General features: G+C 36.3%; 25 protein-coding genes and 1 other annotated feature. Of the genes, 23 read left to right on the top strand and 2 right to left on the bottom strand.

What is annotated here, in order from left to right:
• Positions 1 to 136: 136 nt before the first annotated feature.
• The 18 genes from HF969_RS05160 to HF969_RS05075 all read left to right on the top strand — a co-directional run bounded on the left by HF969_RS05160 (position 137) and on the right by HF969_RS05075 (position 14,254).
• On the top strand, positions 137 to 1,552 hold the full coding sequence (locus HF969_RS05160; RefSeq protein WP_090289887.1) for a serine hydrolase: 1,416 nt from the start codon (positions 137 to 139) through the stop codon (positions 1,550 to 1,552).
• A 15-nt stretch (positions 1,553 to 1,567) separates the two neighbouring features.
• Positions 1,568 to 2,116, top strand: a complete 549-nt coding sequence (msrA, locus tag HF969_RS05155; protein ID WP_090289888.1) for a peptide-methionine (S)-S-oxide reductase MsrA — start codon at positions 1,568 to 1,570, stop codon at positions 2,114 to 2,116.
• A gap of 72 nt (positions 2,117 to 2,188) precedes the next feature.
• Positions 2,189 to 2,341, top strand: coding sequence for a 50S ribosomal protein L33 (gene rpmG, locus HF969_RS05150; protein WP_090289889.1), 153 nt, complete (start codon positions 2,189 to 2,191; stop codon positions 2,339 to 2,341).
• 14 nt (positions 2,342 to 2,355) lie between these two features.
• A complete protein-coding gene (gene secE, locus HF969_RS05145; protein ID WP_090289890.1) occupies positions 2,356 to 2,535 on the top strand; it encodes a preprotein translocase subunit SecE in 180 nt (59 codons plus the stop codon).
• Positions 2,536 to 2,645: 110 nt separating this feature from the next.
• Positions 2,646 to 3,185: a transcription termination/antitermination protein NusG gene (gene nusG, locus HF969_RS05140; RefSeq protein ID WP_090289891.1), complete on the top strand. Its 540-nt coding sequence runs from the start codon at positions 2,646 to 2,648 to the stop codon at positions 3,183 to 3,185.
• A 12-nt stretch (positions 3,186 to 3,197) separates the two neighbouring features.
• Entirely contained in the window at positions 3,198 to 4,007 is an 810-nt protein-coding gene (locus HF969_RS05135; RefSeq protein ID WP_090289892.1) for a hypothetical protein, read from the top strand.
• Between the two features lie 14 nt (positions 4,008 to 4,021).
• A complete protein-coding gene (locus HF969_RS05130) occupies positions 4,022 to 4,957 on the top strand; it encodes a CPBP family intramembrane glutamic endopeptidase (protein WP_090289893.1) in 936 nt (311 codons plus the stop codon).
• Between the two features lie 10 nt (positions 4,958 to 4,967).
• Positions 4,968 to 5,291, top strand: a complete 324-nt coding sequence (locus HF969_RS05125) for a hypothetical protein (protein ID WP_090289894.1) — start codon at positions 4,968 to 4,970, stop codon at positions 5,289 to 5,291.
• A gap of 14 nt (positions 5,292 to 5,305) precedes the next feature.
• Positions 5,306 to 6,241: a CPBP family intramembrane glutamic endopeptidase gene (locus HF969_RS05120; protein ID WP_090289895.1), complete on the top strand. Its 936-nt coding sequence runs from the start codon at positions 5,306 to 5,308 to the stop codon at positions 6,239 to 6,241.
• 145 nt (positions 6,242 to 6,386) lie between these two features.
• The gene (gene rplK, locus HF969_RS05115) at positions 6,387 to 6,812 is read left to right on the top strand and encodes a 50S ribosomal protein L11 (protein ID WP_090289896.1); all 426 of its coding nucleotides are present in this window, start codon (positions 6,387 to 6,389) and stop codon (positions 6,810 to 6,812) included.
• An 82-nt stretch (positions 6,813 to 6,894) separates the two neighbouring features.
• On the top strand, positions 6,895 to 7,584 hold the full coding sequence (rplA, locus tag HF969_RS05110; RefSeq protein ID WP_090289897.1) for a 50S ribosomal protein L1: 690 nt from the start codon (positions 6,895 to 6,897) through the stop codon (positions 7,582 to 7,584).
• 37 nt (positions 7,585 to 7,621) lie between these two features.
• Positions 7,622 to 7,744: a sequence feature (ribosomal protein L10 leader region), on the top strand.
• Between the two features lie 37 nt (positions 7,745 to 7,781).
• Positions 7,782 to 8,318, top strand: a complete 537-nt coding sequence (gene rplJ, locus HF969_RS05105) for a 50S ribosomal protein L10 (RefSeq protein ID WP_090289898.1) — start codon at positions 7,782 to 7,784, stop codon at positions 8,316 to 8,318.
• 56 nt (positions 8,319 to 8,374) lie between these two features.
• Positions 8,375 to 8,749 (top strand): 50S ribosomal protein L7/L12, encoded by a 375-nt coding sequence (gene rplL / locus HF969_RS05100; protein ID WP_090289899.1) that lies wholly within the window; start codon positions 8,375 to 8,377, stop codon positions 8,747 to 8,749.
• A gap of 154 nt (positions 8,750 to 8,903) precedes the next feature.
• Entirely contained in the window at positions 8,904 to 9,608 is a 705-nt protein-coding gene (locus tag HF969_RS05095) for a response regulator transcription factor (protein ID WP_090289900.1), read from the top strand.
• A complete protein-coding gene (locus HF969_RS05090; protein WP_245694835.1) occupies positions 9,598 to 10,851 on the top strand; it encodes a sensor histidine kinase in 1,254 nt (417 codons plus the stop codon). The genes HF969_RS05095 and HF969_RS05090 overlap by 11 nt, the downstream gene beginning before the upstream one ends.
• A 335-nt stretch (positions 10,852 to 11,186) precedes the next feature.
• Positions 11,187 to 12,038: an LPXTG cell wall anchor domain-containing protein gene (locus tag HF969_RS05085; RefSeq protein WP_180363666.1), complete on the top strand. Its 852-nt coding sequence runs from the start codon at positions 11,187 to 11,189 to the stop codon at positions 12,036 to 12,038.
• Between the two features lie 124 nt (positions 12,039 to 12,162).
• Entirely contained in the window at positions 12,163 to 13,164 is a 1,002-nt protein-coding gene (locus tag HF969_RS05080) for a hypothetical protein (protein ID WP_090289902.1), read from the top strand.
• Between the two features lie 16 nt (positions 13,165 to 13,180).
• Positions 13,181 to 14,254, top strand: a complete 1,074-nt coding sequence (locus HF969_RS05075) for a hypothetical protein (RefSeq protein WP_090289903.1) — start codon at positions 13,181 to 13,183, stop codon at positions 14,252 to 14,254.
• Positions 14,255 to 14,321: 67 nt separating this feature from the next.
• On the opposite strand, the gene HF969_RS05070 is transcribed toward HF969_RS05075, so the two are convergent.
• Positions 14,322 to 14,930, bottom strand: a complete 609-nt coding sequence (locus HF969_RS05070) for a thioredoxin family protein (protein WP_090289904.1) — start codon at positions 14,928 to 14,930, stop codon at positions 14,322 to 14,324.
• 194 nt (positions 14,931 to 15,124) lie between these two features.
• On the opposite strand from HF969_RS05070, the gene HF969_RS05065 reads away from it, so the two are divergent.
• The 5 genes from HF969_RS05065 to rpoC all read left to right on the top strand — a co-directional run bounded on the left by HF969_RS05065 (position 15,125) and on the right by rpoC (position 25,530).
• Positions 15,125 to 15,745, top strand: coding sequence for a class I SAM-dependent methyltransferase (locus HF969_RS05065; protein WP_090289905.1), 621 nt, complete (start codon positions 15,125 to 15,127; stop codon positions 15,743 to 15,745).
• Positions 15,746 to 15,800: 55 nt separating this feature from the next.
• Positions 15,801 to 17,147, top strand: coding sequence for a TrkH family potassium uptake protein (locus HF969_RS05060; protein ID WP_245694836.1), 1,347 nt, complete (start codon positions 15,801 to 15,803; stop codon positions 17,145 to 17,147).
• A 14-nt stretch (positions 17,148 to 17,161) separates the two neighbouring features.
• Positions 17,162 to 17,827, top strand: coding sequence for a potassium channel family protein (locus HF969_RS05055; protein WP_090289907.1), 666 nt, complete (start codon positions 17,162 to 17,164; stop codon positions 17,825 to 17,827).
• Positions 17,828 to 18,205: 378 nt separating this feature from the next.
• Positions 18,206 to 21,814, top strand: coding sequence for a DNA-directed RNA polymerase subunit beta (gene rpoB / locus HF969_RS05050; RefSeq protein ID WP_245694837.1), 3,609 nt, complete (start codon positions 18,206 to 18,208; stop codon positions 21,812 to 21,814).
• Between the two features lie 89 nt (positions 21,815 to 21,903).
• Complete coding sequence (gene rpoC / locus HF969_RS05045) at positions 21,904 to 25,530, top strand: DNA-directed RNA polymerase subunit beta' (protein ID WP_090289908.1); 3,627 nt, start codon at positions 21,904 to 21,906, stop codon at positions 25,528 to 25,530.
• Between the two features lie 43 nt (positions 25,531 to 25,573).
• Here rpoC and HF969_RS10185 read toward each other — a convergent pair whose 3' ends face one another.
• Entirely contained in the window at positions 25,574 to 26,206 is a 633-nt protein-coding gene (locus HF969_RS10185) for a prepilin peptidase (RefSeq protein ID WP_425591397.1), read from the bottom strand.
• Between the last annotated feature and the right edge of the window lie 320 nt (positions 26,207 to 26,526).

Raw genomic sequence — 26,526 nt, 5'->3', positions numbered from 1 at the left:
ACAATTGAAAAAGTCTGTATCTAAATTATGGAAGCTTGATCTAATAAGGTTAGACAAGCTACCTTTTTTTAAATGGTTAGGTATAATAGAAAAAGCGGCTTTAAAATAATTAAGAAGTGAGGAGTTGAGCATCACATTGTTGATAAACATATGTAAAAAAATATTTGTTTTGGTAATTATCATCAATAGTATTACTACGAGCAATGCTGATGTATTAGCGACATCGCTTGAAACAAGTGAAGCAAAAGAAACGACTAGTGAAGAAAGAAATTCTTCACAAGAAACGAAGATGCCCTCAGAATTAATGGAATCGATGCCTGTGTTTGAAGGGGTTAAGGGTTCTTATATCGTTGATGGATTAAATGGTCAAATTCTCTATAGTCAAGAAGCAGATCAGCAAGTAGAAGTGGGATCTTTTAGCCAGTTGCTTTTATTATATATGGTTTACCAAGCAATTGATCAAGGTCAATTAAATAGTCAACAAGAAGTGTGGATATCTGATGATGTTTATGAGTTAAGTCAAGATTACAATATTCCAAACGTTCCTTTAAGACAAGATTTGCCTTACTCATTGAGTGAATTAATGGAAGCTGTCAGTTTAAATGCAGCTAGGGGCGCTGCCTTAGCTTTGGCTGAAGAATTAGCAGGCACAGAATCCAAAGCTTTGCAACAAATGAAAGACCAGTTGAATGAATGGGGCGAAAAAGAGTTTAATCTCATTAATGTCACCGGCCTCAGTGAAGATTATCAATCGGGGGATTCTTCGACTATTAATCAAGGAAAGACCAATCAAATGACCGCAAAAACAGTTGCAACAGTTGCTTATCATCTGATTAATGAATATCCAGAATGTTTGAAAGCTAGCCAAGTTTATCAAAAGCTTTTTCAAGCTGATACTAGTGATGCTTTTGAAATGACTAATCCTAATTTGCTGATTGAGGAGTCAGATTCCCTTTATGCTATGAAAGATGTTGATGGGTTAAGTGCTAGCAAGACACAAGAAGACGGTCTCAATTTGGTCGTTACAACCCAGAAAAATGGTCTACGTTTGATTGTAATTGTGTTAGGGGTTAAGGATGAGGAAAAGCTCTATCAAATTAGTCAAGAGTTGATTGAATTGGCTCAGAATATATACCGCAAAGAAACAGTCATTCAAGCTAACTCTCCAGCCACCCATCTCAATGCTATTAAAGTGGAAAATGGAAGAGAAAATCAGTTACAATTAGTATACGGCGAAGATTTACAATTAGTAGTTCCTATTATCGATACAGCTCCACGTCTAGTTTATCAATTTACTGCCAATTCTCATGTTAAAGATAATCAAGTCAAAGCTCCAATTCTTGCAGGAACAGTAGTAGGTCAAATGCAAGTAGATGTTGCCGATTATCATTTGCCTATTTTGCAATCAGGTAAAGGTAATGCAGTTGAGGTGAAGGTAGCTAACGATATTAAAGAAGCCAGTCTATTACAAAAAATCTGGTCTAGTATCCAAAAAATCTGGGAGCAGACGTGGAATTCAATTCGAAAATTCTTTACCGATTTATTTAACTAATAGGAGGAAAAAATTATGGAAACTAAAGAAACAGCGATTTTTGCGGGAGGTTGTTTTTGGTGCATGGTCCATCCTTTTGATGAAAGAGATGGAGTCTTAGAGGTCGTTTCAGGATATACCGGTGGTGATACCGTCAATCCTACCTATGAAGAAGTATGCTCCGGTCAAACAGGTCATGCAGAAGCTGTTAAAATTGATTATGATCCTAGCAAAATCAATTATCAGGATCTATTAACGATTTATTGGTCTTCAGTAGATCCAACCGACAAAGATGGACAATTTGGTGACCGTGGATCGTCTTATCGTCCAGAGATCTTTTATACAACAGCCGCTCAAAAAGAAGCAGCTGAAAGATCGAAAGCTGAACTTGAAGCTTCAAACATTTTTAAAAAACCAATTATTGTTCCGATTAGTCCAGCTCAACCCTTTTATCCAGCCGAAGATTATCATCAAGATTTTCATCATAAAGAGCCAGCCCATTATCAAAATTTCTACAAAGCTTCAGGCCGAAAACAATTTGTTGAAACGACACAAGATAAAATGAAGGAAGAGATAGATTTATAAAGCTAGGCTTGACATTTAAAAGAATTCTATTTATCATTCTTAATGATTCTAACAATATTTGGAGGTGGTAAAATGGCTCAAAAGAAAGCTTCATTAGCTTGTAGTGAATGTGGGAATCGTAATTATCAAATGATTCCGACCCAGTCAGGCCAAACCACTCGATTAGAAATTAAGAAATTCTGTAAGAATTGTAATAAACACACGATTCATAAAGAAACCAAATAGGAAAGAGGTAAACAATGAGTTACATTAAAGGGATTGCCCAAGAAATGAAAAAAGTGACATGGCCAACCGCTAAACAAGTAAATAAATTTACTTGGACGGTTATAATGATGATTATTTTCTTTGGTTTATATTTTGCTTTAACAGATTTTGTATTTGGGAATTTCATCGATTGGTTAATTAGTCTAGGTGCTTAATCAGAAAAAGATTTATTATCTGCTGAGGCATGTTATAATAGAATGGAAATAAAACCTACAAGTGTGTAGGTTTTTTATTTTACAAGTTAATATATAAAGGAGGCTATTAAATGGAAATGAATAAAGAATGGTATGTTTTACATACTTACTCTGGATATGAAAATAAAGTCAAAGAGAATATTATGATGCGGGCAGAAAGTATGAATATGGAAGATTTCATTTTTAATGTTGTTGTACCGGAAGAAGAAGTAACAGAAATGCAAGATGGTGAGAAAAAAACTAAAGTGCAAAAAACCTTTCCAGGCTATGTTTTAGTGGAAATGATTATGTCGGATGAGTCCTGGTTTATTGTGCGTAATACTCCAGGCGTAACTGGATTTGTTGGATCTCATGGAGCAGGGTCAAAACCAGCTCCCTTATTACCTGAAGAAATGGCTGCCATTTTAGGCGATAAACCAGCTCAGAAAGTTAAATTAGAAGTTGAAATTGGTGATTTAGTAGAAATTACGGATGGTGCTTTCTCAGGAATGACAGGTAAAATCGAAGAAATTAGTGAAGAAAACCAAAAATTAAAAGTAGTGATTGAAATGTTTGGCCGTGAAACTGTCGCCGAATTAGATTTTATGCAAGTGCGTAAAGATAACCATTAATTAGGTGATCAAATGAATAAAAAAACTGAACAGCAAACGATCTATCTTCGAGCAGCTATGATCTTGTATCTAATAGTTGTTTGCTTGCAGTTCGTTTTTATTAGCGGTATTTTTAGTTCCTTTAGTTTAACTCAGATTTTTATCCAAGAGCCCCATCTTTTACTTCCCGCCAAAGTTACTTTTTACCTCTGGCCATTAATTATTTTATGGGAAACAATCGGGTTGATTATAGGACAATCTAAACACGACGATTCATCTTTTAAAACCAGTTATCAGATTTTAGTGGCTCCTAAAATAGTTGAATTAAATTTTTTCCATATCATCTATCTTTTAGTTTGGTCACAAAAAATATATTTATTCGCTTTTATCATCATGATGCTGTATTTAAGGCGGATGATCTCTTTAATGAAGCTCATTTCTTATAAATCTTCATTAAATAAGTCGAAATGGCTCTTAAAATTACCGATCGGTCTTCATACGGGTTGGCTAATAAGTATGTCTGTCTATATTTTTTATACATATATCGTTAGCAAGGGGCTAAATAGTCAGAATATAGGAATGCTATTTATAGCAAGCATACTTCTAATTGCAATCTCAGCTGGTGGAGCTTATCTCTATGCACGATATGGTAATCAAACTATTTTGTTGTCGATCTGTATCTTTCTAATAGGATTACTTTATAATCACGCTCCCCGCTCTTCATTTGCATTAAGAAATGACGCATTTTACTTAGTAATTGCCGTGATTTTTATTCTTTGTTTAGCAGTCTATATTCGGTATATACGCTATCAAATGAGACAAAAGAAAAGTAAATTATCATAACAAGGAGGACTTTTATGAATTGGCCCTTAAATGAATCGATGCAAAAAACGCAAGAACAAGCAGGTAAAAAGCCTTTTAAGACGCTACTGTTTACAGTAGTCATGTTTATTGTCAATCTTTTAATAAGTATGCTTTTTGCCATCTTTTTACTTGGTCCTATCATTTATAGTAAGGTAAGTGAATCAAATTATTCACCGGAACAAGTATCTGAAATGATTATTAATCATCCATTTGTGTCTTATATAAATCTATATGTAACGATTTTAACCATTATTGTTACTATTCTTTTAGCAAAGTGGTTTCAAGGTCGCAAGTTAAATTCTTTCGGTTTTTATAAAGAAGCTCTTTTTAAAAAATATAGTTTAGGGATTTTGATTGCGACTGGATTAATGGTCGTCATTTATTTGGCCAATCTTATGATGGGTTCGATTGTTACCCAATTAAATCCTCAAGCGAGTTGGATTGCATTTATAATCTTGTTGATTGGTTTTATGATTCAAGGCATGTCTGAAGAGATTCTTTTAAGAGGTTATGTGATGAATGGTTTAGCCACTGCCTGGGGCGTACCGGCCGCTATTCTACTTAACTCTATTATTTTTAGTTTTATGCATTATAGTAACCCAGGTATTACGAACCTAGCCTTAGTTAATATTGCTTTAGCGGGTATCTTCTTTTCTTTATTGTTTTATATCACTGATAACATGTGGTTGACAGGGGCAGCTCACTCCTTCTGGAATTTTATGATGGGGGTCGTTTTTGGCGTTCAAGTTAGTGGTTTAAATCTGCCAGGAACCTTATTTATTACCCAAGCTAAACCAAATGCTACCCTAATTAATGGTGGAGATTTTGGTTTTGAAGGAGGGATCGTCGTTACAATAATATTAATAATCGCTTCAATCTACTTAGTCTACTTAGTTTCAAAACGTCCAAAAAATTTAACAACAGTCTAAAAGAAAGTTCTTGCATTCTGAAGATGCTTTCGCTACCGTTAATAAGGGAATAAATGGACAGAATATTTGGATGCTATTTATAGTAAGCATACTTCTAATTGCAATCTCAGCTGGTGGAGCTTATCTTTATGCTCGATATGGTAATCAAACAATTTTATTATCGATCTGCCTCTTTCTACTCGGTTTACTCTATAATCACGCTCCCTGCTCTTCATTTGCATTAAGAAATGATATTTTTTACTTAGTGATTGCCGTGATCTTTATTCTTTGTTTAGCAGTTTATATCCGCTATTTCCGCTATCAAATGCGTCAAAAGAAAAGTGAATTACCATAATAAGGAGGACTTTTATGAATTGGCCCTTAAATGAATCGATGCAAAAAACGCAAGACCAAGCAGGTAATAAACCTTTTAAGACGCTTTTATTTTCAGTAATCATGTTTTTTGTAAATCAGTTAATACTATTAATATTCATTCTACTTTCCATCTTTTTAATAGGTCCTAACATTTATAATAAGCTAAATGAATCAAATTTTTCGCCAGAACAAGTTTCTGAGCTAATATTTAATCAACCATTTGTCACTTATCTAAATTTATATGCAACAATTTCCACGATTATCGTTACTATTCTTTTAGCGAAATGGTTTCAGAGTCGGAAGTTAAATTCATTCGGTTTTTATAAAGAAGCTGTCTTTAAAAAATATGGGTTAGGGGTTTTAATTGCGACCGGATTAATGGCTGTAATCTATTTAGCCAATCTTATGATGGGTTCGATTGTGACCCAGTTAAATCCTCAAGCGAGTTGGTTGGCTTTTATACTGCTGTTAGTTGGCTTTATGATTCAAGGCATGTCTGAAGAAATTCTTTTAAGAGGTTACTTGATGAATGGACTCGCCTCTGCCTGGGGTGTCCCGGTTGCAATTCTACTTAATTCTATTATTTTTAGTGCTATGCATTATGGAAATTCTGGAGTTACAATTCTAGCTTTGATTAACATTGCCCTAGCAGGCATCTTCTTCTCTTTACTATTCTATATTACTGATAATATGTGGCTAACTGGAGCGGCGCATTCCTTCTGGAATTTTGTCATGGGCGTTGTATTTGGAGTACAGGTCAGTGGCTTAAATCTGCCAGGAACATTATTTATTACTCAGTCGAAACCAAATGCTACCCTAATTAATGGTGGAGATTTTGGTTTTGAAGGAGGGATCGTCGTTACGATAATATTAATAATCGCTTCAATCTACTTAGTTTCAAAACGTCCAAAAAATTTAACAACAGTCTAAAAGAAAGTTCTTGCATTCTGAAGATGCTTCCGCTATAATATTGCGGTGCATGTATTCAAACCGTGCATTGGGTGGGAGGAGCAAGTTCGAAAGAATAAAAGCTCCAATTACCACATCACGAAAATCGACATAAGGAGGAATATTCGTGGCTAAAAAAGTTGTCACTCAAGTTAAATTACAAATCCCTGCAGGTCAAGCGAGCCCAGCTCCACCAGTAGGTCCAGCGTTAGGTCAAGCCGGCGTTAATATCATGTCCTTTACGAAGGAATTTAACGCACGTACACAAGACCAACAAGGAATGATCATTCCAGTTGTTATTGATGTATATGAAGACCGTTCATTTACTTTTATCACTAAGACACCACCAGCTCCAATCTTATTAAAGAAAGCTGCTGGCTTGAAAAAAGCTTCAGGTGAACCTAACAAAAATAAAGTCGGAAAGGTTACACGTGACCAAGTCCGTGAAATCGCAGAAATCAAAATGGCAGACTTAAATGCAGCCGATGTAGAAGCTGCTATGCGTATGGTTGAAGGAACTGCCCGTTCCATGGGAATTACAGTCGAAGACTAAGCGCCAAGGTAGCTTCTCGCCCCGTTTTCTATCGGGTGTGGGAGGGAAACCCCGAATAACCACAAATATAGGAGGAAATAATATGGCTAAGAAAAGCAAAAATTATGTAGCGGCAAAAGAAAAAGTAGACCGCACAAAGAAATATGATGTTGAAGAAGCAGTTGCATTAGCAAAAGAAATTGACTTCGCTAAATTCGATGCTTCTGTTGAAGTGTCATACAATTTAAATATCGACGTTAAAAAAGCAGACCAACAAATCCGTGGTGCCATGGTATTGCCACACGGTACAGGTAAAACGCAAACAGTCGTAGTGATTGCTAAAGGTGAAAAAGCTGCTGAAGCAGAAGCTGCTGGAGCTGACTTCGTTGGTGAAGAAGAACTAATCACTAAGATCAACGATGGTTGGTTAGACTTTGATGTCATGGTAGCAACCCCAGATATGATGGGACAGGTTGGACGCTTAGGACGTGTTTTAGGACCAAAAGGTTTGATGCCTAACCCTAAAACAGGTACTGTGACAATGGATGTTACTAAAGCCGTTAACGACATCAAGGCTGGACAAGTAACTTATCGTGCTGATAAAGCAGGTATTGTGAACGTTCCAATTGGTAAAGTATCATTTGATGATAACAAATTAGTTGAAAACTTCAAGGCACTTCATGAGCAAATCATGCGTGTGAAACCAGCAACAGCTAAAGGAATCTATATTACTAGTTTAACTTTAGCAACTACTTTCGGACCTGGTATTAAGATCAACGTCGAAAGTTTATAATTTCATATTGACAAATAAATTATTTATCTCTATGATGAATAAGTATTTTAAACGACCTAAGACAGTAAGTGGCTTTGCCTTAATTTCTTACCGAGGAAGTTCCCGTTAAACAGGAAGCTATCTCTATGTCTAGGTGACATAGAGATTTTTTATTAAAAAAATCTCTATATCTATCTGATGGAGGTGAAATAAGAAACATGGTAAAAGAAGCAGTATTAAATGCAAAAGCACAAGAAATTGAATTGATTGCTGAAGATATGAAAAACTCTGCAACAATCGTTGTTGTGGATTATCTTGGTTTAACGGTTGAAGAAGTAACGGATTACCGTAAGCAATTACGTGAAGCAGGCGTTCAAATGAAGGTTGTTAAAAACACAATGCTTCGTCGTGCAGCTGAAAAAGCGGGTATCGAAGTTCCTGAAGATTTATTCAAAGGTCCTTCAGCTATTGTTTTTTCAGATGATGTTGTAAACCCTGCTAAAATCTCAGCAAACTTTGCGAAAGATAATGAGACCCTTGAAATTCGTGGGGGAATCGTGGAAGGTCAAGCAGCTTCTAAAGAAATGATCGAACAAGTAGCTAAAATGCCTGGTCGCGAAGAATTACTATCAATGTTACTATCAGTGTTACAAGCACCAATGCGCAATGTGGCATCTGTTCTTTCTCAAGCAAACCCAGCACAACAAATGGTTTACGCTTTAAATGGTGTAATCGATCAAAAAGGTGCTGCTTAATTGAATCACTCGTCGCATAAACAAAACATAAACTAAAAAATTTGGAGGAAACCAAAATGGCATTAAATATTGAACAAATTATTGAAGATATCAAATCAGCAACTGTTGTAGAATTAAACGACTTAGTAAAAGCAATCGAAGAAGAATTTGGTGTATCTGCTGCTGCTCCTGTAGCTGTTGCAGCTGGTCCTGCTGCTGCTGGTGAAACTGCTGCTGAACAAACTGAATTTGACGTAGTATTAAACTCAGCTGGTGACGCTAAAATTAAAGTAATCAAAGTGGTTCGTGAAGCTACTGGCTTAGGCTTGAAAGAAGCTAAAGAATTAGTAGACAACGCTCCAAAAGCAATCAAAGAAGGCATTTCTAAAGAAGATGCTGAAGAATTAAAAGCTAAAATCGAAGAAGTTGGCGGATCTGTAGAAGTTAAATAATTTCTTAATCTGACTAACATAAAGCCTGACCAGTTTAAACTGGTCAGGCTTTTTTCTATAAGTAGAGAAAAATCATAAACATTCAGCTATAATAGAAGAGAAAGACAAAATATTATTGATGATAACATAAATTATTTTGAAAGAAGGAGAAAGAATGGTTAAAGTATTAATCGCAGATGATGATAAAGCGATTCTTGATTTATTACATATCTATATGCGAAATGAGGGATATGACTGTTTACTTGCTAATAATGGACAAGAGGCTTTAGAAACCATCCAGCTGCATCCAGAAATAGATATTGCCCTATTAGATATTATGATGCCTGAAAAATCAGGTATGGAAGTATTAGAATGGATGCGAGACGAAAATGTAGATATTCCAGTAATCTTTATCTCTGCAAATCAAACACAGACAGATAAGATCAGCGGTTTACTCGCTGGTGCGGATGATTATGTAACAAAACCTTTTGAACCATTAGAAGTTGTAGCTCGAGTAAAGAGTCTCTTAAGAAGGCAAGGGGTAAACGCACATACATTAGCCAAAAAAAATAGTAAAGATACTATTAACTTAGGTGCAATTACGATTGATCTCAAAGCCCATCAAGTGATGACTTCAGCTGGTAAAGAAATTAAAGTGACTGGTCTGGAATATGAAATCCTACAACTTTTAGCTGGAGAGAGAGGAAAAGTTTGGTCTGCTGAAGATATTTTAGAGAATATTTGGAAAGATAGTCAGTCTTCTTCAACTAAAACAGTCATGGTTCATGTCAGCAACTTAAGAAATAAAATCGAAGAAGCAACAGGTGGCGAGAAGGTGATCCAAACAGTTTGGGGAGTAGGCTACAAAATTGAAGAGTAAAAATAAGGATGTAAAAAAAACGAGCGGCTTAAAACCATCTTTTAGTAGTTTCAAATTAAATAGAAATGATTGTGTTGAATTGACAATTAATCTCTTTATTGCAGCTGGAACCGTATCTTTCGTTTTTCTAATTTTAATGTTTGGTTATCAACAACTTTTGAATTTTTTGACTCTTAATTTAGGATGGACAATTAAAACAAATCTTAAAGATAGTATAATAGCTTATACACTGTATAATAAAAGTAATCAAATTCTAATTGGTCTCTATCTCGTTACACTTTTTGTAATCGTAACATTTAGATATATCCATGAAAGAAACCGCATTATTTTACGGTATATTCGCAAATACATTTCTGCCATGGCTAAAGGAAGGTATGATTTGAGAATTCCAACAGAAGGGATCGGCGATTATGCGACCCTTTCACAAGATGTAAATACACTTATGGATTCGATAAATCAAGCCTTTAAAGAAAGAGATGAAACAGAAAAAACGAAAGATGAATTGATGAATAACATTGGTCATGATATAAGAACGCCACTTACATCAATACTTGGTTATTTAAGGCTCATTAGAGATAGTTCAGATATAACTCAAGAAGAATTAGAATCCTATTTAAACACAGTTTATAGTAAGGCTAAAAGTATGCAGGAATTAATTAATGATCTTTTTGAATATACCTCTACCCAACAAACAACTGCAAAAGTTAATAAACAACCAATAGCTATGCAACCTTTTACTGAACAGGTGGTTGCTGACTTTAATTTGCAATCAAAGCAAGCTGGAGTTGAAATGATCTGCCAAGTATCACCTAGTGACTTAGTGTTAGAAATAGATCCAGAAAAAATGGTCAGAGTCTTCAATAATTTTATTACTAATACTTTTAAATACGGTGAAAATGCCACTTATCAAAAAATAATAATTAAAGAACTAACCTGCCAAGAATATCAAGCATATACTCGCTACAATCAGTACCGAATTGAAAGTATTAAAGCTAATAATTGGGTTATAATTGAATTCCGCAACAATGGAAAGTTATTAAAAGAAGAAGATCTGGAACGCGTTTTCGAAAGGTCTTACCGAGCAGATAGTTCGCGCACTTCTCAAAGACCAGGTTCTGGATTAGGTTTAGCGATTGTAAGGAATATGGTTGCCCTCCATCAAGGGGTAGCTTATGGAATAGTTGAAGATCAAGACCTTGTCTTTCGGGTTGAAATCCCAAAAGTAAAAGATGACACTCATTAAATAATGAATTATTACAATGCTTGTAATATTTGAAACTAAACTGTATCTTTAAAATCTTTAAAAATGCTTGCTTATATTTAAAGGTTGTTTATAATAGTGGGTGTCGGATAAAGGATTGAAGCTTACTTTAATTTAACTCATTTCAAATTTCTAAAGAAATTCTAAAGATTTTAAAAAAATATTAAGAATTCTCTTGAAATGTTTTTAGTAATTTGTTAATATATTAAATAAGGAAAGCAAGTAGCCTTCCAACCGGCATTAGTAAAATAAAAACAAAAAAGAAAGAGGTATAATAAATGAAAAAATTATTATTAGCTTCCGTTGCAGCGTTATCAATGACTGCAGCAATGACACAAACCGCTTTTGCAGAGACATTCTCTTTAGATATCCAAAACGATAAAGGTGAAGTTGTTCATTCAGTTTTCCATGAAGCAGAAGAAGCTTCTAATGCAGAAAGATTCTTTAAAAACTTTGTAAATGAACAAGAACTAGGAAATTTTGATTGGGCTTTTAATGCTGAATCAGGGAAATTTGTTGCGACTCCAATTGTAGAAGAAGAATCTACTACTACTACTATTGTTGAAGAAAAATTATATACATACAAACTAGTCGTAAAAACAGCAGATACTAACATCACTTCAGAATATGACGCTAAAAGTATGCAAGCAGCTGAACAATATTTCTACAATTACGTAGAAGGTCAAGGATTAAAAGGTTTAAATTGGTCATATGATTTTGACACAATGACTTTTATGGCTACTGATGAAGAACCTGCTGAACTATTTACATACAAATTAGTCGTAAAAACAGCAGACACTAACATTACTTCAGAATATGACGCTGCAAATAAAGAAGCAGCTGAAGAATATTTCCATGCATATGTTGCACGTAATGGTTTAGGTGAACTAAACTGGACATATGATGCTGAAACTAAAACTTTCATGGTAACAGATTCAGTAGAAACAACAAAAGAAGAAACAACAACAACAAAAGAAGAAACAACAAAAGAAGAAACAACAAAAGAAGAAACAACAACAACAAAAGAAAATAAACCAGCGGACAAAAAAGATTCTAAAGATGAATTACCACAAACTGGTGATTCTTCAGCATTCGCTATCTACGGAGCAGCTGCTTTATCAGTATTAGCAGGTTTAGGTTTAGTTGCTAAAAAACGTGAAGAAGCTTAATTTATAAAATTAAAATTTTAAAAGGGCAAGCTAAGCTTGCTCTTTTTTGTTTTGTTTGATTTTCAATATTAAAATCCGCACATTCCTGTTATAATATAGTTATTAACTTTTAAGGAGATCGATTATGACAAGAAAAGAAAGGATAATATTTTATCTAATTATAGCTACTCTTTCAGTTATATTTATGTTGAGGACGACTGTTGCATATTCAGAATCCGAAACTTTCGTTCCACAACCCGCACTTCCTTCAGAACTAGAAAAGGTAAAGAAATCTGCAAATGAGAGAGATGATGGCGCAAAAAATAGTAAAAATACTCAGTCCCCTCAAACTAATAGAGAAAAAGGGTTATTTGAAACAAATATAGTTGTTTATTCCTTGAACGAGTTTGATAACTTAGAATCTTTAGAAGATTTTAGTGAATATGTTAAGAATGATGCTATATTGAATGATCAAGTAAGTCTAGAAAACGTTTCAAAAGATAATCGTTATTTACTTGAAGCAACCTATAAAGAATCTGCTGAAAAAGAAAGACAATTAATTGTTTTTTATGTCAGCGCCGCTATCGAAGGACAAGACCAAGCACAAAAAGCTTTAGAACATAATCTTTTTCTTTATCCAGATTTACTTGTTAAAGGCGAATTGGTTCCTCAAAACGGAAAATATGACCTTGCGTATGGCTTAAATATTCATTCTAATTCAGATGCATTTGATATTAACTATGATACGAAAGAAATAGTTTATGATGCCCAAAGAGAACCATTTGTTTATGAAATTGAATCGGGAGAAGATCCATATAAATCAGCAATTGAAGAAAGATTTCCTGGTCAATTTAAATTTGAATCCAAAACAGTTGCAGGTAAAACCCAAGTGACATTATCTGAAATTCCTTTGAATGAGAGTGAAAAATTTCAAACTAGGGAAATAAGCTCTATTAATAACGATGGAAGTCTATGGAGTCAAATAAAATCAAAAGTAAATAATTTTTTTGATCAGATTCAAATTAAAGAAAAGTTGATAAATTTGGGTATCTCCGATCAAAATATTACTATTATGACAATTGTTTTAGCAGGAGTATTAGTAGCTATTGGTATTATTCTAATAGTTCGTGGGATTCGTCGTCATTAAGAAAGGAAGTTTAAAGATGAAAAATAGAATTTTTAATTTATTAGCGGTAACAGTTTTAACAGTCGGACTGGTTAATCCTGTTTTTGCTCAAAATGAAAGTGAATCAGATACTGACAAGACTCAACCGACCACTCAGGAGGTAGTAGATCCTGGCCCTGAAACAGGAGAATCTGAACCGCCAACGCCAACTACTACAACCCCATCTGATGGAGAAAATGGTACACCAACAACTGTTGTTAGTACTTCTGTTGAACAAACTGTAGAGACGACTATAGAGCTAGTTGAAACAACGGTTACAACGGAGGTATCTCCATCTCAACCTACTCCGAGACCATCTCAACCACATATTCCGATCCGACCTCAACCTTCTAATCGTCCTCAAGACATCGAAGTGATTGAAACAAGTGAAGTAGAGGTGGATGAAAATGAGGAAATAGAAGAAATTGATCTTTTTGAAGGTGAATTTATTACATTTAACGCAAATGTATTTACTAATGAAGAAGAAGCAGATCAATTTATTGACTTAATTGGAAAAGACGAAGAGACCAAAGACCGGTTTGAAGTTGAAAAAGAAGTGATTGAAGACGATTTTATCTTAGTTCGAGTAACTTATGCTGAAGATGTTGAAGAAGATGGACGTTATATTTTGTTATATGTGTCCAGTGAATTTGAAACCGAAGAAGAAGCAGAGGAATATTTAGACCATCAACTTTTAATTTATCCGGACCTATTCGTTGCTGGAGAAATGATTAAAGTCGGTGAAACGTTTGATCTTGTTTTTGGCATTCGTCCAGGAAGTGAAACGCAAGCTGTTACCTATGATGAAGAAACACTAGAAATTCAATATGAAGCAGATCGCAAAGAATATACATATACTGTCAAGGCAGATGAATTAACTGGTGAATTTATCGATGAAATTCAAGTTGCTGTTGAAGAAGCGTTTCCGGGGGAATTTATTTTTAGCCAAACAGATATTTCAGAAACTGAGCGAGAAGTAACGATGACTCCGTTGCCAAAAGAAGACGAAGAAATGCTTGAAGATCCCACCTTAGATCTTGAAGAAGTTGGAGAATCATCTACTAATGAGTAGATAATTAATAGTATCGAGTTTAATAGCGCCCTCAAAATTATCATTTGAGGGCGCTGTTTTGATTTCATTATTTAGCCGCTAATAGAAAAGCTTCTAATTCAGCCATGGAGTTTGTATTTTCTAGTTTTCTATCTATCTGTCCATCTTTTATCAAGAAGAGTTGAGGAACGGTTGAAACTTTAAAGTAGTTATCCACGAGGTCTCGGAAATTATTGTCATTTACTCTTTCATTAGTATTATAATAATAGTAAGTTAAACTTAATTCTTTTGCAAGCTGATTGAGCTTAGGTAAAAAATTTCGGCAATAGGGGCACTCGTTAAATCCAATATAAATTAGTTGGGGAGAGTGATAGGAGGCCTTGATTACATTTTCATAAGCTTTTTGATCCTCAATAGTTTGGATATTTGACATTGAGTGCGGAGAAATAATGGGATCTTCCGAATAACTTTCCATTTGGTCTAACTGTTTATATGTTTTTTCTTTAAGTTTTGGCTCCATTTTAAGAAGTTTTGTATCTTCTTCAAAAGAAACAAGTTCATTTATTTCAGTTGTTTTTTCAGCATGACTAGTTGTTTTATTGGGTTCAGCTTGGTTTTTAGCATCAGACATATGACACGCGCTAGCAAATAGACTTGCTGATGCTAATAGGAGAATTAATTTATTAAACTTTTTCATTTAAATTCCCTTTCTGATTTTTGTTAGTAGTCTTTATTTTTATTAAGAATCCGATTATAATAAGTCAGTCCTATGCCAAATAAAATTAAAATGATTATTATATTTGGTAATGAGATAAGGATGGATAAATTATATCACTTTTTTATCAATAATGTTAAGATGTATAAGATTAAACTCAGTTAGGAGTGAATTGAATGTCTGATCATTACTATAGTCATCGGCCACAAAGCGCTCACGATGAGCATTGTATTGAAACTCAACTCATAGATCGATCATATCGTTTTTATACCGATGCAGGTGTCTTTTCAAAAGGTAGAGTTGATTATGGATCACGGTTGCTTATCGAAACGTTTGTAAGCCATAATAGTCCACTTTTAAATGCAGGAACAGTCTTAGAATTAGGCTCTGGTTATGGGCCTATTTCGATTTCGGTTGCCGACCAATTTCCCATGTTGCAAGTGAGTGGTATTGAAATCAATGAACGTGCCATTAATTTAGCTAAAGAGAACCTTCGACTTAATCAAGTTACAAATTGTGATTTCATTCAAGGAGATGCCTTATCTCATTCTTTTGATAGGGCCTATAACTTTGTTTTGACCAACCCACCGATTCGAGCAGGAAAGACTGTCATTCAACAATTTGTCCTTCAAGCTCATCAAGCCCTTTTGCAAGAGGGTCAATTGTGGTTAGTTATTCAAAAAAAACAAGGGGCACCCAGTATGAAGAAATTTATGGAAGAAAAATTCGGTAATGTTTGCGAAGTTGAACGTTCTAAAGGCTATTGGATTTTACAGTCTGTAAAAGCATCTAGCTAATTTTAGCGCATTAAACGATTCTAATATGTGTGATCACGAGAAGGGAGAAGGTTATTTGTTCAATAGGGTTCAAAATTTTTTCACCCAGATTTCTGCTCCGATATACATTGTTTTAATGTTCGTTTTAATATCATTTATTGGGGGCTTGCTCTTAGCTACACCTTTAGCGAGTCAATCGGGTCAGTGGACGAAGTTAATTGATGCGTGGTTTACGGCTGTTTCAGCAGTTTGTGTGACGGGTAACGTGACAGTTAATACGACGGAGCATTGGAATTACATTGGTCGTACAATTATCTTGATCTTGATTGAAATAGGCGGTTTGGGTTTCATGACATTATGGGTTACTCTCTTTATCTATATGGGTAAGCAAATTAATTTAAGACTCCATAAAGTTTTGTTAGAGTCTTTAAACATTTCAGATATTTCAGAAGTTAGGGATTTGCTAAGGTATATCATTCAGTTTTCATTAATTGTACAAATAAGTGGGGCTGTGATCTTAGGAATTGATTTTATTCCACGTTTTGGTTGGTTAAAAGGAATTTATTATTCAGTCTTCCATAGTATTTCGGCCTTTTGTAATGCAGGATTTGATTTGTTAGGAGACTCATTGGTTGGTTTCCAAGATAATCCTTTAGTCCTTATAACCTGTATTGTCCTAATTATTATAGGAGGTTTGGGATTTATCGTTTGGCGAGACTTGTTAACTTTTAATCGTAATCAAAAACTACTTTGGCATACCAAGATCGTACTAATGATTACAATTGTCTTGCTGATAGGAGGAACCATTTTATTTGCGATTACTGAACAGGATTCTGTCTTGTTTCAAAACCAGTCAGGATTGATGAAAGGCATTAACTACCTCTTTTTGGCAGTCACACCGCGAACAGCAGGTTATTCCAATATTGACTATACCTTGCTATCGCCTGCAGGCATATTTCTTACAATTGTACTTATGTTTATTGGAGCTTCTTCTGGTTCTACGGGGGGAGGAATTAAGACGACGACTTTGGCAACCTTACTCATCTTTTCTTCATCAGCTATTCACCGTAAGGGTAGAATTATTTTTAAGAGAGCGATTCCTGATGGGGCTATTTTAAAGGCAGTTTTCATTTTAATTTCGGGTATGGTTTTGATTACTTTTGCAACGATGATTTTGTTAATTACGGAGACGATTCCGCCAGGGTTTGGGATTGAGTATATTGTCGTAGAGGTTGTTTCCTGCTTTTCTACGGTTGGTTTGAGCATGGGATTGACCCCTAATTTAACGCCGATTGGTAAAACAGTTTTAATGTTTATGATGTTAATTGGACGTATTGGCTTATTAACTGTCTTTTGGTCTGCTAATATGGGACGTAAACCTTCTAAAATTAAGTATCCACAGGGCAATTTAATGATTGGTTAAATAAGGAGATAAAAATGAAAAAAGAAATAATAGCAGTATTGGGTCTGGGCTTATTTGGTACTTCACTCGCAAAAACTTTAGCGGACAATCACAAGCAGGTAATCGTAATCGACCGGGATATGGAACTGGTTGAAGCAATTGCTAGCCAAGTGGAAGTGGCAGTTCAAGGCGATTTTACCAAATATGAGGTATTGAAAGAAGCTGGTGTAGGTGAAGCAAAGATGGCGATTATTGCGTCTTCATCGAAATTTGATAATACTATTACCACTTTACTGTCCTTACAAAAGTTAAGGATACCTATTATTATCGCAAAAACGCGAAAAGAAGAATATAAAGAAGTTCTATTAAAATTAGGGGTCGACCGAGTCATTCTACCAGAAACCGATATGGGGGTCAGGATTGGCAATGAATTAACGAATGATTCAGTGTTGGATTTAATTCAATTAGATTCTCAAAGTCATATTGTTGAATTTACCGCTCGAAAAAGTTGGATTGGCAAAACGATTGAGGAAATTAATTTTAGAGGACAATATGACATTAATTTGATCGCAATTAAGTCTCGTATTGAAGAAGGCTTTGATGTTAATGTTAATCCTAGCTTTATTATCGAAGAAAGTGATCTCTTTGTTGGTTTGACCAATAGTAATGAAGCAAAAATGCTGTTAGAAAAAGAAGTATAGCTACCTATCCACCTACTGAAGTCAGTGGGTGGATGCTTTAATTTACAGAATCATTTTTTAAGCTCATTTCAATAAAAAAGGCTTGACATTTTATTGAACACAATGTATTATTGAATAACGCATAGCGTGAACATTGAATTCAAAATGGCACCGAAATATTGTCCGGTCGGCGATTTTGGCAGAGTAAACAAAAGATTGAGGAAGCTTAGGCGATTAAAATCAATTCTTTTGTCTTTTTTTTGCCCTTAAAAGCAGGCAAAACACATTTTGTAAACAAAACGTAACGTTTGTAAACAAAATGTAACCTGCAAGCCGATAGTTACAGCAAGCCTAGAAGAATCACCATTCGCTACGTAATAAATTAGAGGGGTGAATTGTTTGAGTCAACATCATATCGTGAAATATGGTAAAAAAGCAGAACGTCGTAGTTATGCACGAATTGATGAAGTATTAGAATTACCGAACTTGATTGAAATCCAAACCGATTCTTATAAGTGGTTTTTAGATGAAGGATTAAAAACAATGTTCGAAGATATCTCACCAATCGTCGACCATACAGAAAATTTAGAACTTTATTTCCATGATTACTCATTCCAAGAGGCTAAGTATTCAGTAGAAGAAGCTCGAGCTCATGATGCCAATTACTCGAAGCCGATTTATGTTAATTTACGTTTAGTTAATAAAGAAACCGGCGAAGTGAAAGAGCAAGAAGTATTCTTTGGGGATTTCCCGATTATGACCGACATGGGAACTTTCATTATCAACGGCGCGGAGCGTGTTATCGTTTCTCAGTTAGTGCGCTCACCGGGTGTTTATTTTCATGATAAAGTAGATAAAAAATCAAGACATACTTTTGCATCAACTGTTATTCCTAACCGAGGTGCTTGGTTAGAATTTGAAACAGACGCTAAAGGTATTGCTTATGTTAGAATTGATCGCACACGAAAACTGCCAATTACAGCTTTAATCCGTGCGCTTGGATTCGGTGAAGATGATGAAATTATCGAAATTTTATCAGAGACCACCTTATTAAATGACACCTTAGCAAAAGATGTTCATAAGAATATTTCTGATTCGCGTGCTGAAGAAGCCTTGAAAGATATTTATGAACGCCTCCGTCCAGGAGAGCCAAAAACAGCAGATTCTTCACGTAATTTATTAACTGCTCGTTTCTTCGATCCAAGACGCTATGATTTGGCACCAGTAGGACGCTATAAAATAAATAAAAAGCTCCATCTTAAACACCGTCTTTTAGGCATGACGCTAGCAGAAACATTAGCGGATCCAGAAACAGGCGAGGTACTCTTTACAGAAGGCACAGAACTAAGTGCTGGCGATATTGAACGCTTAATCCCTTATTTAGATAACGGTTTAAATGTTTATACCTATACCCCTTCACCAGATGGTGTAATTGGAGAACCAATTGATTTACAAATTGTTAAAGTTTACTCTCCAATTGATGCGGATCGTGTGATTAATATTGTAGGTAACGCTAATCTTGAAGGGGTACATCACTTAACCCCTGCCGATATCATCGCTTCTATGAACTATTACCTACTATTGAATGAACAAGTAGGGTCAACAGATGATATTGACCACTTGGGTAATCGTCGCATCCGTTCAGTTGGTGAATTATTACAAAATCAATTCCGTATCGGATTATCACGGATGGAAAGAGTCGTGCGCGAGAGAATGTCCTTACAGGATATATCGACCATGACCCCGCAACAATTGATTAACATTCGTCCAGTGGTAGCAGCTATTAAGGAGTTTTTTGGGTCTTCTCAATTATCCCAATTTATGGACCAAACGAACCCGTTAGGTGAGCTGACTCACAAGCGTCGTCTTTCTGCATTAGGACCAGGAGGATTAACCCGTGACCGTGCCGGATATGAAGTCCGCGACGTACATTACTCTCACTATGGCCGTATGTGTCCAATTGAAACACCAGAAGGACCAAACATTGGTTTGATCAACTCTTTATCTTCTTACGCTAAGATTAATCGTTATGGTTTTATCGAAACGCCTTATCGTAAGGTTGACAAAGCAAATAAGATTGTTACTGAAGAAATTACTTATTTATCTGCTGACGAAGAAGACCTATATATTATTGCTCAAGCGAACTCGCGCTTAAATGAAGATGGAACATTTGCGAACGACACCGTAATGGCACGGTATAAAGATCAAAACTTAGAAGTAAAGACTAATACCGTTGATTTTATGGACGTTTCACCAAAACAAGTTGTTGCGGTTGCGACAGCATCTATTCCATTCTTAGAAAATGATGACTCTAACCGGGCTTTAATGGGAGCTAACATGCAGCGCCAAGCTGTTCCATTAATTCGTCCAAAAGCCCCAATTATCGGGACAGGTATCGAATATAAAGCGGCCCATGACTCCGGAGCTGCACTAATCTGCCGCAGACCGGGTCGTGTGACATATGTCGATGCAGAACGTATCCGTGTTCAATTAGAGGACGGGTCAATCGACGAATATCGTTTGACTAAGTTTGCAAGGTCAAACGCAGGTACTTGTTATAATCAACGCCCTATTGTCGAAGTGGGAGATCAAGTCGATGAAAATGAAATTTTAGCAGACGGTTCCTCTATGGAAAATGGAGAAATGGCCTTGGGTCAAAACCCTCTTGTCGCTTTCATGACATGGGATGGATACAACTATGAAGATGCCATTATTATGTCTGAACGTCTAGTGAAAGATGATGTCTATACTTCGATCCACATTGAAGAATATGAGTCTGAATCGCGTGACACCAAGTTAGGTCCTGAAGAAATTACCCGTGAAATCCCTAACGTGGGTGAAGATGCCCTTAAATACCTCGATAAGGATGGTATTATTATGGTGGGTGCCGAAGTGCGTGATGGTGATATTTTAGTTGGGAAGGTTACACCAAAAGGTGTCACAGAACTGACAGCTGAAGAACGTCTTTTACATGCCATTTTTGGTGAAAAAGCGCGTGAAGTGCGTGATACTTCTTTAAGAGTACCACACGGTGGCGGCGGTATTGTTCACGATGTCAAAATCTTTACCCGTGAAAATGGAGATGAACTTTCACCAGGTGTGAATAAACTAGTTCGCGTTTATATTGTTCAAAAACGTAAAATTCAAGTCGGCGATAAAATGGCTGGACGCCATGGGAATAAAGGGGTTGTCTCTTTAATCATGCCGGAAGAAGATATGCCGTTCATGCCGGACGGAACACCCGTTGATATCATGTTGAATCCACTTGGGGTGCCATCGCGTATGAATATCGGACAAGTATTTGAATTACACTTAGGAATGGCCGGACGTCAACTTGGTATTAATTTTGCAACTCCTGTCTTTGATGGGGCAAACGAAGAAGATGTCTGGGCAACTGTTAAAGAAGCTGGGTTAGAACCTGATGCTAAAACTACACTCTATGATGGCCGTACAGGGGAACCATTCGACCGTAAAGTTTCAGTCGGAGTTATGTATATGTTAAAACTCGCCCACATGGTAGACGACAAATTACACGCACGGTCTACAGGACCATACTCACTTGTTACTCAGCAGCCTCTTGGAGGTAAAGCTCAGTTTGGTGGGCAGCGGTTTGGTGAGATGGAAGTTTGGGCTTTGGAAGCATATGGCGCAGCTTATACCTTACAAGAGATACTGACCTATAAATCAGATGATGTAGTAGGTCGAGTAAAAACTTATGAAGCAATTGTTAAAGGTGAAGCGATACCTAAACCAGGTGTTCCTGAATCATTCCGAGTCTTAGTTAAAGAATTACAAGCTTTAGGATTAGACTTGAAAGTCTTGGATGCTGAAGATAAAGAAATTGAACTATTGGATGATGATGACGAAGATGATGTGATCAACTTTAATGCACTTGAAAAATATAAAGAAGATCAAAAAGCGGCTGGAGAAAGACATATAGTTCATACAAGTGAAAGTGAAGAAAATTCAGCCTCAGTTACTAGTATCGATTCAATGATTGAAGACTAGTAGTGTCTAAATGCCTTGGAGCCATTGGAGAAAAGGCACTCCATTAATTGGTGGAAACACCAGCTTAAATCAAGAAGGAGGTCGGCCCCTTGATAGATGTTAATAAATTTGATTCCATGAAAATCGGTCTCGCATCCCCTGAAAAAATCCGTTCATGGTCTTATGGGGAAGTTAAAAAACCAGAAACCATCAACTATCGAACATTAAAACCTGAAAAAGACGGACTTTTCTGTGAGCGGATCTTTGGTCCAACTAAGGATTGGGAATGTTCTTGTGGGAAATTAAAACGTGTGCGCTATAAAGGTCGAGTGTGTGATCGTTGTGGTGTTGAAGTTACACGTGCCAAAGTTCGTCGTGAAAGAATGGGGCACATTGAGTTAGCTGCTCCAGTTACTCACGTTTGGTATTTTAAGGGAATTCCAAGTCGAATTGGTCTTATCCTCGATATGAGTCCAAGACTATTAGAAGAAGTTATTTATTTCGCTTCTTATATCGTAATTGATCCAGGTGATACAGGCCTTGAATATAAATCACTACTTACAGAAACAGAGTACCGCGAGAAAAAACGTGAATTTGGTGATCGCTTTTATGCCAAAATGGGGGCAGAAGCTATCAAAGAACTTTTACAAGCAGTGGATGTTGACGCTGAAGTCAGTGAATTACGTGAAGAGCTAAAGACATTAACAGGACAAAAAAGAACCAGAGCCATTCGTCGTTTGGATATCTTAGATTCTTTTCAAGAATCTGGAAATAAACCAGAATGGATGGTCCTAGATGTTTTACCTGTTATTCCACCTGATTTACGTCCTATGGTTCAATTAGAAGGCGGGCGCTTTGCAACGTCTGATTTAAATGATTTATATCGCCGTGTTATTAACCGTAACAATCGTTTGAAGCGTCTATTAGATTTAGGAGCTCCAAACATTATTGTTCAAAATGAAAAGCGTATGTTACAAGAAGCGGTGGATGCTTTGATCGATAATGGTCGTCGTGGTCGGGCAGTGACCGGACCAGGTAACCGTCCTTTGAAGTCGCTCTCCCACATGTTGAAAGGTAAGCAAGGACGTTTCCGTCAAAACCTTTTAGGGAAACGTGTGGATTATTCTGGACGTTCCGTTATCGTTGTAGGACCTTTCTTAAAGATGTACCAATGTGGTATTCCAAAAGAGATGGCTATCGAATTATTCAAACCTTTTGTGATGAAAGAATTAGTAGAGCGCGAGATTGCTGGGAACGTAAAAAATGCTAAACGTATGATTGAGGTTCAGCATGATGCGATTTGGCCAGTGATTGAAGATGTTATTAAAGAACATCCCGTACTATTGAACCGGGCACCTACTTTACACCGTTTAGGAATCCAAGCATTTGAGCCAGTTCTAATCGAAGGTAAGGCCATCCGGTTACATCCATTAGTATGTAACGCTTATAACGCTGACTTCGATGGGGACCAAATGGCAGTTCACGTACCATTATCTGAAGAAGCTCAAGCAGAAGCTCGTTTGCTCATGCTAGGTGCGCAAAACATTTTAAGTCCGAAGGATGGGAAACCAGTAGCAACCCCTTCCCAGGACATGGTATTGGGTAACTATTATTTAACGATAGAAGAACCAGGTCGAGTCGGAGAAGGAATGATTCTCAGTTCAATCTCAGAAGCAGAAATCGCCTACCAGAATGGTTATGTTCACTTACATACGCGAGTCGCTATTCCGGCAAAATCTTTTACCAATAAAACGTTTACTGATTGGCAAAAAGAACGTTTAATGGTCACTACGATCGGGAAACTCTTCTTTAATGAAATTATGCCAGATGAATTTCCTTATTTGAATGAACCATCAAATGAGAACTTAACACAAAAAACACCTGACATATATTTCTTAGAACCCGGTGTAAATGTTAAAGAAGCAATAGAAAAAATGGATCCAGTCTCACCATTCAAGAAAAAAGATTTTGGTAATATTATTGCGGAAGTCTTCAAGCACTATCATATTACTCAAACTTCGATCATGCTTGATAAGATGAAAGACTTGGGCTATAAGTACTCAACACAATCAGGAATTACAGTCGGCGTAGCGGACGTATTAAGTCTAGATACCAAAGCAGATATTCTAGAGAAAGCTCACTCAAAAGTTGATGAGATTACTAGAATGCGACGCCGTGGTCTATTAACTGAAGATGAGCGTTACGAAAGCGTTATCCGAACATGGGAATTAGCTAAAGATCAAATTCAAAAAGATCTACAACAGAGCCTACCTCGTTTGAATCCGATTTTTATGATGTCCGATTCAGGTGCGCGTGGTAATATTTCGAACTTCACCCAATTAGCTGGGATGCGTGGAAACATGGCCGCTCCTTCAGGTAAAATCATTGAGTTGCCGATCACCTCTAACTTCCGAGAAGGATTGAACGTTATGGAGATGTTTATCTCAACTCATGGGGCTCGTAAAGGAATGACGGATACAGCCTTGAAGACTGCTGACTCTGGTTATTTAACCCGACGCTTAGTAGATGTGGCTCAAGATGTTATTATTCGTGAGGAAGATTGTGGTACTGATCGTGGGGTTGAAATTCGTGAAATCGCTGATGGTAACTCAGTCATTGAATCTTTAGAAGAACGTTTACAAGGCCGTTATGCGCACAAATCGGTGATTCATCCCGAAACGGGTGAAGTAATTGTTAAAGCGCAAGAATTGATTACAGATGAAAAGGCTGCTGAAATTATTAAAGCAGGCATTGAAGCTGTAACCATTCGGTCCGTCTTTACTTGTAATACCGATCATGGTGTATGTAAGCATTGTTATGGTCGAAACTTAGCGACAGGCTCTGAAGTTGAAGTTGGAGAAGCAGTTGGTACGATCGCGGCTCAATCGATCGGAGAACCAGGAACCCAGTTAACAATGCGTACTTTCCATACGGGAGGAGTAGCTGGTGGTGGTGATATCACTCAAGGTTTACCGCGTATCCAAGAAATATTTGAAGCGCGTATTCCAAAAGGACAAGCGACCATCACTGAGGTGGCAGGTGTTGTGACTTCTATCGAAGAAAAAACGAGTGAACGGCTGAAAGAAATTACGGTCACAGGTGTTACAGATAATCGAACTTATAAAGTAGCGCATGCTGCTCGATTGAAAGTTAATGAAGGTGATCGCGTAGAGCGTGGTCAGGCATTAACTGAAGGTTCTATTGATCCGAAAGAGTTATTAAAAGTGACTGATGTATTAACTGTTCAAAAATATATCATGCGAGAAGTTCAAGCTGTATACCGAGGTCAAGGGGTAGAAATTGGAGATAAACACGTTGAAGTGATGGCGCGTCAAATGTTACGCAAAGTACGTGTAATGGACCCAGCTTCAACCGATATTTTGCCAGGAGCCCTCATGGATATAGCTGACTTTGCAAAAGCTAATAAAGATACGATTACAAGTGGAGAGACACCCGCTACCGCACGACCAGTCTTATTAGGAATCACAAAAGCTGCCCTAGAGACTAAATCATTTATCTCAGCAGCTTCTTTCCAAGAAACAACTCGCGTCTTAACTGATGCAGCGATTCGAGGCGATCGTGACTACTTAATAGGTCTGAAAGAAAATGTAATTATCGGTAAGTTGATTCCAGCTGGAACAGGTATGAATAGTTATAGAGAGCTTGAAATTCAAACGACTCAAGATACGATTCCTATGCCAACTGAAATGACCGAAGAACCGCAACAAATGAAATAATAAGTAACATATTATACCCCTTCAGTTTTTTGAAGGGGGTTTTTTATGTACAAGTATATATTAAAATGAAACTAAAAATTAAATAAGGTATAAAGGGAATGATTTTATCCTTTGAAATAAAGGCATAAAAAAGTGCAAATAAACTAGCTAAAAATAAATAAAGTGGAAAAAATGAAAAAGGAATATAGAGTAAAGAAATACAAATGAATTTCAAATCGGCTCCCCCCAACCAAGCTTGTTCAGTAAGAAGCACTAAAAAGGTAAACAGACAAAAAATAAGAAAAGTTTGCAAAGAAATAATTTCCAACTGACTATTATAAAGTAAACCTAACAGTAAAAAAGCAATTTGTAACAAATCAGGAACCCATCGTCCCAAAAAATCCATCGATACCATAATCATAAAAATCATATACATGGCAAGAGAAAAAGAAGAAAGCGATGAGTAAGAAAAAAGAAGCAAAGAACATAAACCGCCATATAACTCGATATAAAAATGGTCAGATGAAATAGGAATATTACAAAAGTAACACCGCCCTTTTAAAAATAAGTAAGATAAAAGGGGAAATAATTGCCAAAAAAAGAGATTTTGTTTACAGTGTTCACATTTTGAACGCGTCAAATAATCGAATCGCTTTCGAATAAGGGAATATGATAGGCAGTGAGTAAAACTACTCATACAAGAACCAAGGTAAAAGTAAAAGAAATAAACCATTTAAATCCTCCTGAGAACATCATATCTCTATATACAGAAAAATTAATTAAAAAGTGCCTAAATAATCTATAAACCTATTGACACATAAGAAGTATGGTAGTAAAATGTAGTTCCTGCTAGCAAATGTCTAAAAAAACAGATATTTAGAAGAAAATTCAAAAAAACTTCAAAAAAGGTTTGACAAAAAAAGCAAACCATGCTAGTATATAGAAGTTGTCACTTATGACAGCGAAGCTCATTGAAAACTGAACAAAGACAAACACCAAAATGTGTAAGGGTCTATT

Origin of the sequence: Facklamia miroungae (assembly GCF_012396555.1) — a bacterium.
In the GTDB taxonomy this organism is placed as follows: Bacteria; Bacillota; Bacilli; order Lactobacillales; family Aerococcaceae; genus Facklamia; species Facklamia miroungae.
The sequence above is the reverse complement of the archived record's forward strand: the minus strand, read 5'-3'. Positions and strand labels throughout refer to the sequence as shown.